15 protein-coding genes are annotated in these 13990 nt (G+C 63.4%); 9 read left to right on the top strand and 6 right to left on the bottom strand.

What is annotated here, in order from left to right:
• Window positions 1-99 precede the first annotated feature (99 nt).
• Window positions 100-675, bottom strand: coding sequence for a hypothetical protein (locus ABIB80_RS35195; RefSeq protein ID WP_007601488.1), 576 nt, complete (start codon window positions 673-675; stop codon window positions 100-102).
• Window positions 676-721: 46 nt separating this feature from the next.
• A complete protein-coding gene (locus ABIB80_RS35200) occupies window positions 722-1249 on the bottom strand; it encodes a GcrA family cell cycle regulator (protein ID WP_354129178.1) in 528 nt (175 codons plus the stop codon).
• Window positions 1250-1415: 166 nt separating this feature from the next.
• On the opposite strand from ABIB80_RS35200, the gene ABIB80_RS35205 reads away from it, so the two are divergent.
• Both ABIB80_RS35205 and ABIB80_RS35210 read left to right on the top strand, forming a co-directional pair.
• Window positions 1416-2024, top strand: coding sequence for a S24 family peptidase (locus ABIB80_RS35205; protein ID WP_007601486.1), 609 nt, complete (start codon window positions 1416-1418; stop codon window positions 2022-2024).
• Between the two features lie 96 nt (window positions 2025-2120).
• The gene (locus ABIB80_RS35210; RefSeq protein ID WP_085395314.1) at window positions 2121-2396 is read left to right on the top strand and encodes a hypothetical protein; all 276 of its coding nucleotides are present in this window, start codon (window positions 2121-2123) and stop codon (window positions 2394-2396) included.
• A gap of 39 nt (window positions 2397-2435) precedes the next feature.
• Here the strand turns inward: ABIB80_RS35210 and ABIB80_RS35215 are convergent, their stop codons facing one another.
• Entirely contained in the window at window positions 2436-3410 is a 975-nt protein-coding gene (locus ABIB80_RS35215; RefSeq protein ID WP_354129179.1) for a quinone oxidoreductase family protein, read from the bottom strand.
• Between the two features lie 224 nt (window positions 3411-3634).
• On the opposite strand from ABIB80_RS35215, the gene ABIB80_RS35220 reads away from it, so the two are divergent.
• From ABIB80_RS35220 to ABIB80_RS35230, 3 genes are all read left to right on the top strand, one after another.
• On the top strand, window positions 3635-3835 hold the full coding sequence (locus ABIB80_RS35220) for a hypothetical protein (RefSeq protein WP_007601483.1): 201 nt from the start codon (window positions 3635-3637) through the stop codon (window positions 3833-3835).
• Between the two features lie 147 nt (window positions 3836-3982).
• On the top strand, window positions 3983-4930 hold the full coding sequence (locus ABIB80_RS35225; protein ID WP_354129180.1) for an AAA family ATPase: 948 nt from the start codon (window positions 3983-3985) through the stop codon (window positions 4928-4930).
• 5 nt (window positions 4931-4935) lie between these two features.
• Window positions 4936-6312: a vWA domain-containing protein gene (locus ABIB80_RS35230; protein ID WP_354129181.1), complete on the top strand. Its 1377-nt coding sequence runs from the start codon at window positions 4936-4938 to the stop codon at window positions 6310-6312.
• Between the two features lie 19 nt (window positions 6313-6331).
• Here the strand turns inward: ABIB80_RS35230 and ABIB80_RS35235 are convergent, their stop codons facing one another.
• The gene (locus ABIB80_RS35235) at window positions 6332-6514 is read right to left on the bottom strand and encodes a hypothetical protein (RefSeq protein ID WP_007601478.1); all 183 of its coding nucleotides are present in this window, start codon (window positions 6512-6514) and stop codon (window positions 6332-6334) included.
• Window positions 6515-6865: 351 nt separating this feature from the next.
• Here ABIB80_RS35235 and ABIB80_RS35240 point away from each other — a divergent pair, with 351 nt between their 5' ends.
• Window positions 6866-7087 carry a hypothetical protein gene (locus tag ABIB80_RS35240; protein ID WP_007601477.1) on the top strand — a complete coding sequence of 74 codons (222 nt, stop codon included), beginning with the start codon at window positions 6866-6868 and terminating at the stop codon, window positions 7085-7087.
• A gap of 215 nt (window positions 7088-7302) precedes the next feature.
• The gene (locus ABIB80_RS35245; RefSeq protein WP_018456682.1) at window positions 7303-8622 is read left to right on the top strand and encodes a dicarboxylate/amino acid:cation symporter; all 1320 of its coding nucleotides are present in this window, start codon (window positions 7303-7305) and stop codon (window positions 8620-8622) included.
• A 10-nt stretch (window positions 8623-8632) separates the two neighbouring features.
• Here the strand turns inward: ABIB80_RS35245 and ABIB80_RS35250 are convergent, their stop codons facing one another.
• Together ABIB80_RS35250 and ABIB80_RS35255 are read right to left on the bottom strand one after the other, a co-directional pair.
• Window positions 8633-10006: a hypothetical protein gene (locus tag ABIB80_RS35250; RefSeq protein WP_007601475.1), complete on the bottom strand. Its 1374-nt coding sequence runs from the start codon at window positions 10004-10006 to the stop codon at window positions 8633-8635.
• Window positions 10007-10102: 96 nt separating this feature from the next.
• Window positions 10103-11362, bottom strand: coding sequence for an allantoate amidohydrolase (locus ABIB80_RS35255; RefSeq protein WP_035995577.1), 1260 nt, complete (start codon window positions 11360-11362; stop codon window positions 10103-10105).
• A 406-nt stretch (window positions 11363-11768) separates the two neighbouring features.
• Between ABIB80_RS35255 and ABIB80_RS35260 the strand changes: the two genes are divergently transcribed.
• Both ABIB80_RS35260 and ABIB80_RS35265 read left to right on the top strand, forming a co-directional pair.
• Window positions 11769-12881 carry a BMP family ABC transporter substrate-binding protein gene (locus ABIB80_RS35260; RefSeq protein ID WP_354129182.1) on the top strand — a complete coding sequence of 371 codons (1113 nt, stop codon included), beginning with the start codon at window positions 11769-11771 and terminating at the stop codon, window positions 12879-12881.
• Complete coding sequence (locus ABIB80_RS35265) at window positions 12878-13990, top strand: ABC transporter permease (RefSeq protein WP_354129183.1); 1113 nt, start codon at window positions 12878-12880, stop codon at window positions 13988-13990. Before ABIB80_RS35260 ends, ABIB80_RS35265 begins: the two co-directional genes overlap by 4 nt.

The raw sequence follows: 13990 nt of genomic DNA on the forward strand, positions 1-13990 counted from the left end.
CGGGGGCCGCCCCCCCCCCCCCCCCCACCCCCCACCCCCCCCCCCCCCACCCCCCCCCCCCCCCCCCCCCCCCCCCCCCCCCCCCCCCCCCCGCCGGTCTCATTTGTGTTGCCCTGAACGCCGTGTCCCCGTTTCCGTGGCAAAGCCATAGATCAGTGCCAGCCGGTCCAGACATTCACGAAAACGCCGCGCAAAATAGTCGATCCAGCGCTGCGTACGGACGGCGCGACGCTGGCCGATCTCGTCCATGGTCAGGCCCAGCACCAACACGTCGTGCACTAGCGCGGCACCGTCTGTGCCGAGTTCGCGCTCGATCCGGTTCAGCCGCAGCACCGCCTCGCGTTGGCTCTCGGTGACCGGCTCGCGCGTGCGCGCCCCATCGACATATTCGCGAGTCGGGTCCATTGCCTGAAGGCCTCGTTCGGCCCTCTCCCAATCGTTCTGGAAGGCGCGCCCGCCGCGATACTGTGCCTCGTCGATCTGATGGTGCGCGTGCAGCCGGCCGAGCGGATCGCAGCGGATCGACCGCACGGCCATGATCTTCTCGCCGGGGTCGAGCGCCAGCGGATTGTCCACCTCGACTTCCGCCACCTCCGCATTGAACGGTATCTCACGTGAGCGTCGGTCATAGACATTCGCCAATTTATAGGACCTGTTGCGTCGGACACGTGCCACTCGGATACTCCTTGCGAAATTGACGATTGAACGGGCGGGCGTCAGGTCAGGCGGCAGAGACCAGCCTCAGCACGACGGGGCCGGCGACGCGGGCGGATCCAGCTCCGGCGCGGCGCGTCAGGCGCGCATGCGGCGTGCAATAGCTCGAGCCCGGCGCCCGCGGATGGCCGCAGAAGGTGATCTCCTCCCCGTCCTTGTCGCCGCCATAGGGATAGCGACAGTCCTCGCTAGCGAGTTCGACCAACGGGACCAAGCGGGGCTGGACGCCGACGCAGCGCAACTTGACGGGCGCGGCAGGCTTCATCGCGGATTTCGGCGGCAGGGTCAGCCCCGTGGGGCGGTGCGGCAGGACAAGACAGGCTCCCGACGGCAACGCCGGGACGATCGACGGGCTCGTCGTCCGTATCTGCACGACCAGCCCGAGCCGCTTGGCGCGGCCGACCACCGCGTTGCGCGTGTAAGCCGTTCCAAACCTTGCGTTAATCCGTCTTCCGATCTCCGCATAAGACATTCCCTTGAGAAAATAGTCGCGAAGCGCGTCGGAGTGCTCCGACGACCAATGGCCCGGTTCCATGCTGCTGTCCTGTGATGCGCCTCCTCCGATCGCACGATCGCGAGGCGGAGCCCACATTCCGGTATTCCGAAGTCGAAGTCAAGCGACAATTCTGATATTCATAATTGCATCAATTCCGAATTTCGGATTACAAGAGGCGGAACGATGGACAATCGAGGGAATCACCATGTTGGACGCTGCAATGATCGAACGGGGCCTGGAAAAGACGGGCAAGAGCAAGGGCGGCCTGGCGGCTGCCATGGGCGTTCGCCCCGGCGCTGTCTCGGAGATCCTCGGCGGCGAGCGCCTTGTGAAGGCTTCGGAAATCATCCCGATCATGGAATATCTCGAGCTCAATCTCGCGCCGATCATGGGTCGCGTCGGGGCCGGTGCCGTGATCGAGCCGGATTATGAGCAGGTTCCCCCGGAAGGCCTTGGCGACATCGCGCTGCCCTTTCCGATCATGGAGGAGACCATCGCATTCGAGATCGTGGGCGATTCGATGCTGCCCAAATACGAGAGCGGCGACGTCATCGTGGTCTACAAGGACCAGCGCCATCCGCTGTCGAGCTTCTACGGCGAGGAGGCCGTGGTCCGGCTCAAGACCGGCGAGCGCTATCTGAAGACTATCGAGCGGGGTAAATCCCCCTCCGTCGTCAATCTCACCAGCTTCAATGCCAAGCAGATCGTCGGCGTGAAACTGGAGTGGGTCGGCGAGATCTGCCTGTCCATGCCCAAGGGGCAGCTGGAGCGGTTGCGCGCCAAGTCGGCGCGCCCTCGCAAGCGGAGCAAGTAAGCTCTAATTCCGTTTTTTCGAAATGCACCTTGACTTGATTCCGTTTTTCGGAAATACTCTGCCGTGCCCGACCATGGGGCACGGCAGGATCGTTTCATGCAGTATTTCGTCGTGATGATCGACTATGGGCGCCGCGGCCGGGAAGCGGTCGTCGACCCTGAAATCACCAGGCGCGAGGTCATTTCCCGCGTCGCCTCAGGTGAATATCGGAATATCTCGTTCATCCAGGAGATCGTGGAGAACTCGGTCGAAGACGTGACCGAGGCGATCCTCGCCGAGGCTGCCCTGCCCCGGATCCCGCCCGAAGAAGTCGACCTCCAGGCCCTGCGCCTCGATCACGCCCGCGATCTGCGCAAGCATGAGCGGACGTGACGCAGGCCCAAGCGGCTTGCGCCACAGCCCGTTCGGAGATCACACCGTGAGAACGGTTGATCCCGTGGTCTTGCGCGCGGCGAGATCGGCATGGGCTTTGGCGGCGTCCTTCAGTGGATAGGTCTGGTGCACCTCGATCTTGACCGCGCCGGACTTGACGACGTCGAACAGCTCGCCTGCCATCGCGACCAGGCTTTCACGCTTGGCGGCGTAGGTGAACAGCGTCGGTCGGGTGACGTAGAGCGAGCCCTTCTGCGCGAGCAAACCGAGATTGAGCGGCTCGACAGCGCCGGAGGACGCACCGAACAGCGCGGCGACGCCGAGCGGCGCGAGGCAGTCGAGCGACTTCAAGAACGTATCCTTGCCGACGGAGTCATAGACCACCGGCACCTTTTTGCCGCCAGTGATTTCGTCCACGCGCTTCACGAAATCCTCGCGGCTATAGATGATGACATGGTCGCAGCCATGCGCCTTGGCGAGCTTGGCCTTCTCGTCGTTGCTGACGGTGCCGATCACGGTCGCGCCGAGATGCTTGGCCCACTGGCAGAGAATCAGGCCGACGCCACCGGCGGCCGCATGGAGCAGGATGGTGTCGCCGGCCTTCACGCGATAGGTCTGCCGGATCAGATATTGCGTGGTGAGCCCCTTCAGCATCATCGCCGCCGCGGTCTTGTCGTCGATACCGTCCGGCAGCTTCAGCAGTCGGTCGGCCGGGATCAGCCGCGCCTCGGAATAGGCGCCGAGCGGCGAGGCGCCGTAGGCGACGCGATCGCCCGGCTTCACATCGGTGACACCGGGCCCGACCTCCTCGACGACGCCAGCAGCCTCGCTACCAAGCCCGCTCGGCAGTTGCGCCGGGTAAAGGCCCGAACGGTTGTAGATATCGACGAAGTTGAGACCGACGGCGGTATGGCGGATTCGCGCCTCGCCCGGTCCGGGCTTGCCGACACTGACCTCCTCCCAGACCAGCACTTCCGGACCACCGGTCTTGTGAAAGCGAATGGCATGCGTCATGGGCGTTGCTCCCTTATCGTTGAGGTCAGAGTCCGAATACCGGATCGGGCTTTTGAAATAGGTATTTGGTCCGCCCGTCACAGTACAGAGACGTAACAAGAATGTCACAGCGAACGACAAACCTCCGCTGTTCCGCCTCTGTTCGAAAGAGTTGATGTCGGCCTTGCGCCGGCCGGCAGTAGCCTTCGCGCGGGTTTGGAGGTCGTCTGCGAAGGAGAGCCGAGATGCCAGCTTATGTAAAGCATCATCAGGATATCGAGATCGCGCCTGTGATTTGCCCCGCTTGCATGGGGTTCCTTCCGATGTATGTGCGCGAGGTCGAACCGCATTGGAGTCTTGCCAAGATCGACTTCGTCTATGAATGCGCAGATTGCGGCGCCGAGGTCAGACAGACGATCCGCAAGCCGGAGTTGCTGCGGCACTGATCGCGCGGCCGGTAGCCGCCCGACTATTTGCGTTGAGCGGAAGAAACGCCCATTGGCGCGGGTCTGGCCTCTCCCAAACGAGGCTTGTTCTTTGCCGTGAACGCAGGCAGAACAAGCCTCAATCAAGACCTTTGGGAGCGCCTTCTCGTGGCTGAACAGAAGCCCTCGACAGCGATCGAGGCAGTGGAGAGCGGCCTCGCCGCGCAAGGCTACATCGCGAGCCGGCAGATCGCGACCGCCGTGTATTTGTCGCAACAGATCGAGAAGCCGATCCTGGTCGAAGGGCCCGCGGGCGTCGGCAAGACCGAGCTTGCCAAGGCGATCGCGGCCTGGCGCGGCCTGAAGATGATCCGCCTGCAATGCTACGAAGGCCTCGACGAGGCCAAGGCGCTCTATGAATGGAAATACGCCAAGCAGCTTCTCTACACGCAGATCCTCAAGGACAAGCTCGGCGAAGTCCTGGGCGGCGCGCAGACTCTGCACGCTGCACTTAATCAGCTCCACGATTTCGGCGACGTGTTCTTCTCAAAGGAGTTTGTCGAGCCGCGGCCGCTGCTGCAAGCGCTGGAGCAGCCGGGTGGCTGCGTGCTCCTGATCGACGAGATCGACAAGTCGGATGCGGAATTCGAATCGCTGCTGCTGGAAATTCTCTCCGATTTCCAGGTCACGATCCCCGAACTCGGCACCGTCTCCGCAATCACGCCGCCAACGGTGATCCTCACCTCCAACAGCGAGCGCGATCTCGGTGATGCCCTGAAGCGGCGCTGCCTGCATCTGCACATCGGCTTCCCCGAGCAGCGGCTCGAGGAGCGCATCGTCGAGAGCCGCGTCCCCAACATCTCGCAGACGCTGCGGCGGCAGATGGTCGGCTTCATCCACGAAATCCGCTCGCTCGACCTGAAGAAGCTGCCTTCAGTCAGCGAGACCATCGACTGGGCGCGCGTGCTGGTGCTCTTGCAGGCCTCGGAGCTCGACAGCGAGATCGTCAAGGACACGCTCAACGTGCTCCTGAAATACGAGGCCGACATCGAGGCGGCTCAGCCTCAGATTACGACCTTCATTGCCAAGGCAGCACGATCCAACGTCTTCGGTTGACGCCGATGCGCGAGAATATTCATCGTTTTTTCCGTGCGGCACGGGGCGCCGGCGTCCATGTCTCGCCTGCCGAAAGCATCGATGCGATGCGCGCGGTCGCGCAGGTCGGCGTTTCCGACCGGACCATCCTGCGCGATGCGCTCCTTCTGACGCTCGCCAAGTCGCAGGACGAAAAGCTCGCGCTCGGTGACTGCTTCGACCTGTTCTTCAGCCAGCCGGAGCCGCGGCAGGAACAATCTGAAGCCGACAGCAACGATGTTTCGGAGGACCCGGATCAATCTCCATCATCTGGTGAGGCCAGCGATGCAAGCGGCGGTTCGCCTCCCGCAGAATTGGGCCCCCTCGCGCAGATGCTGCTGTCGCAGGATCGCAACGCGATCACCGCCGCGATCGCCAGCGCCTCAGGTGCGGCCTCCCTGTCCGACATCCGCTACTCCACCCAGCGCGGCATCTTCTCCAGCCGCATCCTCGACGCCATGGGGCTCCAGCGGCTACGCGACGATCTCGACGAGCTGACCCCGACCAATCCCGCACTGGCCGAGCGGCTTCGCGCCGCGCTCGATGCCTTGCGCGAAGCCGTGCGCGACACCGTCGCGCAGGGGCTTGCGCTCTATGCCCGCGAGGAGGCTGAAAACCTCCGCAACGAGATTCTGCGCAATGCGCCGCTTGCCCGCATCGAGCGGCGCCATGTCGCGGAGATGCGCGCTCTCATCCGCCAGATCGCACGGCGCCTGCGCGAGCGCTATTCGAAACCACGCAAGCGCCAGCGGCGCGGTCATCTCGACGTCCGCCGCACGCTGCGCCGGAACGCCGCCTGGGGCGGCATCCCCTTTCTCACAGCCTGGAAGCGCAAGCATCGCGACCGGCCGAAGATCGTGGCGCTCTGCGATGTCTCGGGCTCAGTCGCGCAGGTCTCGGATTTCTTCCTGCTCCTGATCCATTCGCTGCACGAGGTCGTCGACGACGTCCATTCCTTCGCCTTCTCCTCGCATCTGATCGAAGTCAGCGACATCCTTGAATCGAAACCGCCGGAAGAGGCGATGGCCGAGATCATGTCCAAGGTCGGCTTCGGCTCCTCCGACTACGGCTCTTCGCTGGTCGATTTCGAGAAGGAGTTCATGAGCGCGCTGACGCCGCAGACCACGGTGATCGTGCTGGGCGATGCCCGCAGCAACAATCTCGATCCGCGCGCCGACATCCTGCGCCGCATCTCGGAGCGCTCGAAACGGCTGGTGTGGCTCAATCCCGAAGGACGTCTCGCCTGGGGCTTTGGCGATTCCGAGATGCCGCGCTATGCGACCTTCTGCAGCGTGGTGCGCCAGTGCGCGACCGCGCAGCAGCTCGAGCGCGCGGTGTCCGATATTGTGGCGACTTATCAGTAGGCCTTACCCACAGCCGACGTCAGTTTCGCACCAGCTCCGTCTGAGCCACATTGCACTCCCGGAAATGATAGGCGATCTCGTCAAGCGCGCGCTGCTCCCATTCTTGAGCTTGCGCAAGCCAGAAAACCCGGCGCTGGAAATCAAGCGCGGCGCGCTCCCGGCACAGGGATTCCTGACTGCGAATTTCGACCAGTCTGTTCATGCACTCCACTCCTGCCGTGTGAAGCTATTCCCCGCGAATCAGCGTAACAAAATCTCCAACCCTTCGTCTCATGATTTCTGTGCATATTGCGACGCAGAATGGGACAGCAGCGCTTCCCGTGCAGTGCGGTTGTCCGCGGACCAACATCAAGCCCACATCATCAATATGTGATCGAGGCTCCGGACGATCCTAGTGATCGAGCGGTCTTAACTCTTGTGGCGCAATGGCGTGCAGCAATTTGTGAAGAGAAGTTCTAAACACCTCACCGAATTCCCGACTCATTGTCGTCGCACGGTCTTCATGCAGCGCCACTAACAGAGGCGCACGAACGGCACTATGGCTTGAGGCAGCATGAGCAGCGACATCGACTTCGATCTTTCGCCAGACCAATGGGAGGTCCTGAAGGCGCTTCGCAACCCGGTGTCGAACGGTCGCCTTTCCAAGGCCTATCTCATCGAGAGCCTCGTCAAGCTCGGTCTTGTCGTCGTCTGCGACGGCGTCCCGGTCATGACCCCGAATGGACGCAAGGTGCTGGTACGCGGATCGTGTCGGCTGCTAGATCTCGCGGCGTGACGCGGCCACCCGCGTGCGGAACGTGACCGTAGGACCGCAAAATCGCCTGTCCAGTGACCGACGGCACCTCGAACGGTTTCCCGGTGCCGATGCGGATGCCCGGTCGCACCGCAAAAGCGACCAAATAGACCTCCTCCTCAGCGAAAACCGCGACAATCTGGCACGCTAGTTGCTCCTTTCGACGATCGAGACGTCGTCAAAACGGGGGAGTCACCATGTCGACCATTGCCGCGGCCCCGGCCGCCGAGCCAAAGCCGCTCTACACATCGCTGTTCGTCCAGGTCCTGGCCGCGCTGATCCTCGGCATCATCCTGGGTGTGGCCGCGCCGGATTTTGCCATCTCCCTCAAGATCCTTAGCGACGCCTTCCTGAAGCTGATTTCGATGATCGTGGCGCCGATCGTGTTCTGCGTCGTCGTGCACGGCATTGCCGGCGCGGGCGACCTCAAGAAGGTCGGACGGGTCGGCGTCAAGGCGCTGGTCTATTTCGAGGTGATGACCACAGTCGCGCTCGTGGTAGGTCTCATCCTGGCCTACACTTTCGGCCCCGGCCACGGCATGAACATCGACCCCTCGACGCTGGACGCGAAGGCGCTCAACACCTACGCCGACAACGCCCACAAGCTTCAGGGCGGCGGCATCGGCTCCTTCCTCCTCAACGTAATCCCGAGCACCTCGTTCGACGCGTTGTCGCGCAACGACGTGCTCCAGGTGCTGTTCTTCGCCGTGCTGTTCGGCGTAGGCCTCGCACTGGTCGGCGGCGAGAAAGGCAAGCTCGTCACGTCGATGATCGATGCCGCCTCGACCGTGCTGTTCCGCGTCATGGGGCTTATCGTCCGCGTTGCTCCACTCGGCGTGCTCGGCGCAGTCGCCTACACCGTCGGCAAATACGGCGTCGGCTCGCTCAAGCAGCTCGTCTCACTGGTGGCGCTGTTCTACGTCTCGGTCGGCATCTTCGTGCTGGGCGTGCTCGGCGGCGTCATGGCGCTCGCCGGCATCAACATCCTCAAATTCCTCGCCTACCTGCGCGAGGAGTTGACCATCGTGCTCGCGACCGCCTCGTCCGACGCCGTGCTGCCGCAGATCATGAAGAAGCTGGAGCGGATGGGCGTGAAGGATTCCGTCGTCGGCCTCGTCATCCCGACCGGATATTCCTTCAACCTCGACGCCTTCTCGATCTACCTCACGCTCGCAGTCGTTTTCATCGCGCAGGCGACCAACACGCCGCTGTCCTTCGGCGATCTCCTGCTGGTGCTCGGCGTCTCCCTGATCACCTCGAAGGGCGCGCATGGCGTGCCGGGCTCCGCGATCGTGATTCTGGCGGCGACGCTGAACGCGGTGCCGAGCATCCCTGCGATCGGCCTCGTGCTGGTTTTGTCGGTCGACTGGTTCATCGGCATGGCTCGCGCGGTCGGCAACCTCACCGGCAATTGCGTTGCGACCGTGGTTGTGGCCGCCTGGGAAGGCGACCTTGACCGCGCCAAGGCGGCCAAGGTGCTCGACGGTGGCGAGCTTGTGGACGTGACGGCGGGGTAATGACCGCCGTTCAGTCATTCCACTGGAGGAGCGGCGTTCCATGCGCCCTCCTCCAGACGGAGAGGAAACGCGGAAACCAGGAGTGGGCCACGGCCCCCTTGTAAGCCCAGGTGCGATATTTCAGGCCCTGTTCCGAGATCAGTTCCTGATAGCCGCCGTGGACCTCGGTCGCGGTGCGAATGTCCTTCAGAATTCCCTGGGCGCAGGATCGGTAGGTATCGCTCCCCGAGAATTCGTCATAATCCAGCATGCGATCCGCGAACTCGACGTTGAACGTCGGCCAGGAGGAACGTCCCTGGTAGGCGGGAGCCGCGATCTTGTGGATCATCTTGTTCCGCGGATTATCCGCGGACACCAGGAAGTGGAATGTGCTGGGGATGCGAAAGCGCGGCTCCGCAATGATCAGATCCGCCGTGGCCGCGAACAGCGCGCGCTCGGCCGGCTCGCTCATATCCCAGAAGCCGCGATGCACACTGGCGAAATCCAGCGCGACCGAGGACGCCGGCGAGCCCGTGGGGCCGTCCAGGGAATGCCTGATATAGCCGTCCTTGCCGAACAGGCGGAGCAGGTCCCTCTTGTACTGCGCCAGGTCGCGTCCGAGCCGCCGCTTCAGCTCGTTCTCGTCGACGATTCCGAGCTGCACGCCCCACACGAACGTCGTGTAGACGCAGGCATTGGTGACGAAACGCCTGCGCTCGGCGCGCGTGTCGGTTGCCGCGGAGCGCGGAGCACTGGCGTCGCACAGCAAATAGGTGGAGCCATCATCATTGAACGGTTCGAGCTCGCTTGCGAGCTGGAGGATCGCACGCTTCAGATCGCCGCAATATTCGGCCAGCAGCAGGCGGCCGGCATGCGCGCATTGCGACATCGCCAGATAGGATGACGCTCTCTCCTCGGCCGAGATCATCTGCCGCAGGCCGGCCAGAATGCCGAGCAGCGTATCCGAAGGGCGCGAGAAATAGTTCACGCCGAGATACCGGGCGCGCCCGGCCGGGACGATGGTCGTCGTGACGACGTTGGCGCGAACCGCTTCCAGCAGCAGCCGGACGCTCTTGTCGAGCAGACGAGCCCGTCGCACCGCATCCTGCGAATCCATGATGGTGTCGGGATCGAGGACGTCGGGATAGAACCAGGCGAAGTCGCGCGGATAATACGCAGAGGCGTGCGGCGCGCCGGTGACGAGAAAGGACTCAGATACCGCAAAGGCACTGTCCATCGAGTGCCGGTAAAGGTCCTCGATGGACGTGAACGGATGATGCGACTTCCTCAGGAATCGATCACCGAGAAAGTTCACCGCCTGAAGCGCGTTGGCAACGAAGGTCGCCGTCAGGCCTTGGTAAAACCGGTTTCCGCGATGGGATGGAGAAGAGATGCCGCTGTTCATAGGCGCCGTCGAATGGGTCTCGTGGTCCGGCGGGAGGCCGTCGCGGCTCCAGACCTGTCTGATTCGTGTCTCTATCCCGTGACTTGCGGGCTCAGTTTAGCCTTCCCGCGGCCGAAAGTTCTCGATCACGCGCAGCAACACCCGCGCGCCGGCGTCGGCATCGGCGAGCTCGACATGCTCGTCCGGGTGATGGCTGATGCCGCCGCGGCAGCGGACGAAGATCATGGCGACATCGGCAATATCGATCATGGCCATGCCGTCATGCCCGGCCCCGCTCGGCAGCTCGAAGACGGAAAAACCTTCCGCTTTGATCGCCTGCGCGATCTGCTCCTTGAGCCAGGGCGCACAAGGCGCGGTGCGGTTCTCGTGGGTGACGTCGAGCTGAAGCGTCAATTGACGCCGCTTTGCGATGGCTTCGATTTGCCTGACGGCATCGGCGACCGCGCGCTTGCGGTGCATGTCGGTCGGCGCCCGCATGTCGATGGTGAACGACACCTCGCCCGGAATGACGTTGGTCGCGCCGGGCCTCGCCTGGATGTAGCCGACGGTGCCGACCAGCCCGCCTTCGTCGGTGCGGCAAAACTGCTCGATCGCGCCGATGCATTCGGCCGCGCCCGCCAACGCATCGCGCCGGAGCGCCATCGGCACCGTGCCCGCGTGCCCCGCCATGCCGGTCAGCCGCGCGGCAAGCCGTGTCGCGCCCGCGATCGCGGTGACCACCCCGACGGGCAGGTTTTGTGCTTCCAGCACCGGCCCTTGCTCGATGTGCAGCTCGAGATAGGCAAGCAGCTCGCGCCGGGCCCGAGCGGCCGCGCCGATATGATCGGGATCGAGCCCGAACTGCACCAGCGCATCGCGCATGGCGACGCCATCGCTGTCGCGTGTGTTGAGGACGCTTTCGTCAAAAGTGCCGGCTACCGCGCGGCTGCCGAGCAGGGTCGAGGCAAAGCGCACCCCTTCCTCATCCGCAAAACCGACGATTTCGATCGCGAACGGGAGGCGCTTGCCGCGACGGTTGAGATCGGCGACGCAGGCGATCGCCGTGATCACGCCCAGTGGCCCGTCCCATTTGCCGGCATCGCGGACGGTGTCGTAGTGCGAGCCGAGCATCAGGCAAGGCGCGCCAGGCCGCTCACCTTCGTAGCGCCCGCAGACATTGCCGATCGCGTCGAGACGCGCACTCATGCCGGCGTCGCGCATCCAGCTCAGGATGAGGTCCGCCGCCTTGCGCAGCTCGCTGGTCAGATAGACGCGGGTGAGCTTGTCGCCTTCTTCCGAGATCGCCGCGAGCTCGTTGATCCCTCGCACGATCTCTTCGCCGAGCGAACCATTCTGAACGGCGTTACCAGCAGCCATCTCGGCGAGCTTTCCATCTCTTGGGACCGCGGCGACGGCGGTCCTGGCGGCAATCGATTCAAGTTCGGTGCCAGCGAAATCACGCTGCCGACGCCGGTCCAAGCAGCGCGTGGTTAGCATGGAATGCCGCCGCCGGCAGACCGCCCGGCCCTCGTCATGCACATGTTCAAGCCGGGTAAGACCTGCTTAACTCCATTGCATACAACTATAAAATAATGCCTATAATTTCATCTGCTGCTTTCATGCTCAGGTTCGGAACACATGAAATAACAATATATTTTCAACGACTTATTCGGAAATGCTCTCTCAATAGCCTCTGGCACGAAGCTTGCGACAATTGATCCCGGGCTCCGCCAGACCGGCGCAGCGCGAGATGAGGCGGTGCATCCGCCAAGGGGAGCAAGCAATGGAATTTGGCAGGATCTCACGACGTCATTTGTTGCAGGGCGGTGCGGCCCTCACGCTCGGCGCGGCGGCCGGCGCCCGCCCGGCCTTTGCGGCCGAGACGACCATCGGGTTCATCTATGTCGGCTCGCGCGACGACTATGGCTACAACCAGGCGCATGCCCAGGGCGCGGCCGCGCTGAAGAAGATTCCCGGCCTCAAGGTCGTGGAAGAAGAGAAGGTGCCCGAGACCGACGCGGTCGAGAAGACGATGGAGTCGATGATCAATCTCGACGGCGCCACCCTGCTCTTCCCGACCTCGTTCGGTTACTACAATCCGCACATGGTCAAGATGGCCAACAAATTCCCGAAGCTGCACTTCGAGCATTGTGGCGGCCTGTGGAGCGACAAGGACCCGAAGAACGCCGGCAGCTATTTCGGCTATATCGATGAAGCCCAGTACATCTCGGGCATCGTCGCCGGCTATAGCTCCAAGAGCGGCAAGCTCGGCTTCGTCGCCGCCAAGCCGATCCCGCAAGTGCTGCGCAACATCAACGCATTCGCGCTCGGCGCGAGGCTTGCCAATCCCAAGGCCACCACGCAGGTCATCTTCACCGGTGACTGGTCGATGCCGGTCAAGGAAGCCGAGGCCACCAACAGCCTGATCGATCAGGGCGTCGACGTCCTCACTTGCCATGTCGACGGTCCGAAGACCATGGTCGAGAACGCCGCGCGTCGGGGCGCCATGGTGTGCGGCTATCACGTCAACCAGTCGCCGCTCGCGCCGAAGGCGTATCTCACGGGCGCCGAGTGGAACTGGGAAGCGCTGTACCCCAAATTCGTCAAGATGATCGCCGCCGGCGAGAGCATCCCGAACTTCTATCGCGGCGGCCTCAAGGAAGAGATCGTCAAGACCTCGCCCTATGGCGAAGCGGTCTCCGCCGAGGCGCGCAAGCACGCCGACGACGTCAAGGCCAAGTTCTTGTCCGGTGACGGCTACGCCATCTTCAAGGGAGGGCTGGTCGACAACAAGGGCAAGACGGTGATCGCGGCCGGCACCGATCGCGGCCAGAAGGACCCCGAACTCGAGAAGATGGACTATCTCGTGGAGGGCGTGGTCGGGGCGACTTCGTGACGGCGGAAGCTGCGGATCCCGTTGAAGCGGTCGGGACAGTTGCCCCGGCCGCCGATCCGGGATTCCTCCAGCGTCACGGCGGAGCGATCGAATATATCCTGATCCCGGGCGCGGCGCTGGCCGCCGCGCTCGTGGTCTTCGGCATCTTCGTCGCGATGTTCGGCAAGAACCCGCTCGACCTCTATTTCTACATGTACTACGGCGCGTTCGGCACCTGGTTCTCATGGCAGAACACGCTGACGCGCGCGGCGCCGCTGATCCTCACCGCGCTCTGCACGGCGCTGCCTGCGCAGCTCGGCATGGTCATCATCGGCGGCGAAGGCGCACTCCTGATCGGCGCGCTGTCGGCAACCAGCGCAGCACTGGTGCTTCAGGGCATGCCGCCGCTGATCGTTCAGATCGCCATGGTCGTCGGCGGCGTGATCGGCGGTGGCCTGTGGGTCATGCTTTCGGGCGCGCTGCGGCAATATCGCGGCGTCAACGAGACGATATCGAGCCTGTTGCTCGTCTACATCGCGCTCGCGGTCCTCAACCATCTCGTCGAAGGCGCGATGCGCGACCCCGCCAGCCTCAACAAGCCGTCGACCCGCGAGATCGGCGCGGCCAACATGATCGGATCGATCCCCGGCATCGACGTGCATTGGGGTCTCGTATTCGGCCTGATCGCCGCGATTGCCGCCTATATCCTGATCTATCACACCGTGTTCGGCTTCGCCGCGCGCGTTGCCGGCGGCAACATCCGCGCTGCGAAGATCGTCGGTCTCAATGTCAGCAAGCTGATCCTGACCATCTGCTTCCTCGCCGGCGGTGCTGCGGGCCTTGCCGGCATGGTCGAGGTCGCCGCGGTGCAGGGGCGCACCAATGCCAATCTCGCCGCAGGCTACGGCTTCACAGGGATTCTCGTCGCCTTCCTGGCGCGGCAAAATCCGCTCGCCATTATCCCCGTCGCGATCCTGCTCGGGGGTATCAGCGCCAGCGGCGGGCTGTTGCAGCGCCGCCTCGGATTGCCGGATGCATCCGTGCTGGTGCTGCAAGGCATCATCTTCGTCTTCGTGCTGGCCAGCGATGCGCTCTATGGCCGCATCGGGTTTCTGAAGGGAAAGTCCTGA

Origin of the sequence: Bradyrhizobium sp. i1.15.2, from assembly GCF_040548425.1 — a bacterium.
Taxonomy (GTDB): Bacteria; Pseudomonadota; Alphaproteobacteria; order Rhizobiales; family Xanthobacteraceae; genus Bradyrhizobium; species Bradyrhizobium canariense.

Bases quoted from the DNA above. Each gene is read 5' to 3' on its own strand.
- ABIB80_RS35250 (WP_007601475.1), bottom strand. From the start codon at position 10,006: ATGAACAGCGGCATCTCTTCTCCATCCCATCGCGGAAACCGGTTTTAC.
- ABIB80_RS35215 (WP_354129179.1), bottom strand. From the start codon at position 3,410: ATGACGCATGCCATTCGCTTTCACAAGACCGGTGGTCCGGAAGTGCTG.
- ABIB80_RS35205 (WP_007601486.1), top strand. From the start codon at position 1,416: ATGTTGGACGCTGCAATGATCGAACGGGGCCTGGAAAAGACGGGCAAG.
- ABIB80_RS35210 (WP_085395314.1), top strand. From the start codon at position 2,121: ATGCAGTATTTCGTCGTGATGATCGACTATGGGCGCCGCGGCCGGGAA.
- ABIB80_RS35255 (WP_035995577.1), bottom strand. From the start codon at position 11,362: ATGGCTGCTGGTAACGCCGTTCAGAATGGTTCGCTCGGCGAAGAGATC.
- ABIB80_RS35230 (WP_354129181.1), top strand. From the start codon at position 4,936: ATGCGCGAGAATATTCATCGTTTTTTCCGTGCGGCACGGGGCGCCGGC.
- ABIB80_RS35200 (WP_354129178.1), bottom strand. From the start codon at position 1,249: ATGGAACCGGGCCATTGGTCGTCGGAGCACTCCGACGCGCTTCGCGAC.
- ABIB80_RS35240 (WP_007601477.1), top strand. From the start codon at position 6,866: ATGAGCAGCGACATCGACTTCGATCTTTCGCCAGACCAATGGGAGGTC.
- ABIB80_RS35220 (WP_007601483.1), top strand. From the start codon at position 3,635: ATGCCAGCTTATGTAAAGCATCATCAGGATATCGAGATCGCGCCTGTG.
- ABIB80_RS35245 (WP_018456682.1), top strand. From the start codon at position 7,303: ATGTCGACCATTGCCGCGGCCCCGGCCGCCGAGCCAAAGCCGCTCTAC.
- ABIB80_RS35260 (WP_354129182.1), top strand. From the start codon at position 11,769: ATGGAATTTGGCAGGATCTCACGACGTCATTTGTTGCAGGGCGGTGCG.
- ABIB80_RS35235 (WP_007601478.1), bottom strand. From the start codon at position 6,514: ATGAACAGACTGGTCGAAATTCGCAGTCAGGAATCCCTGTGCCGGGAG.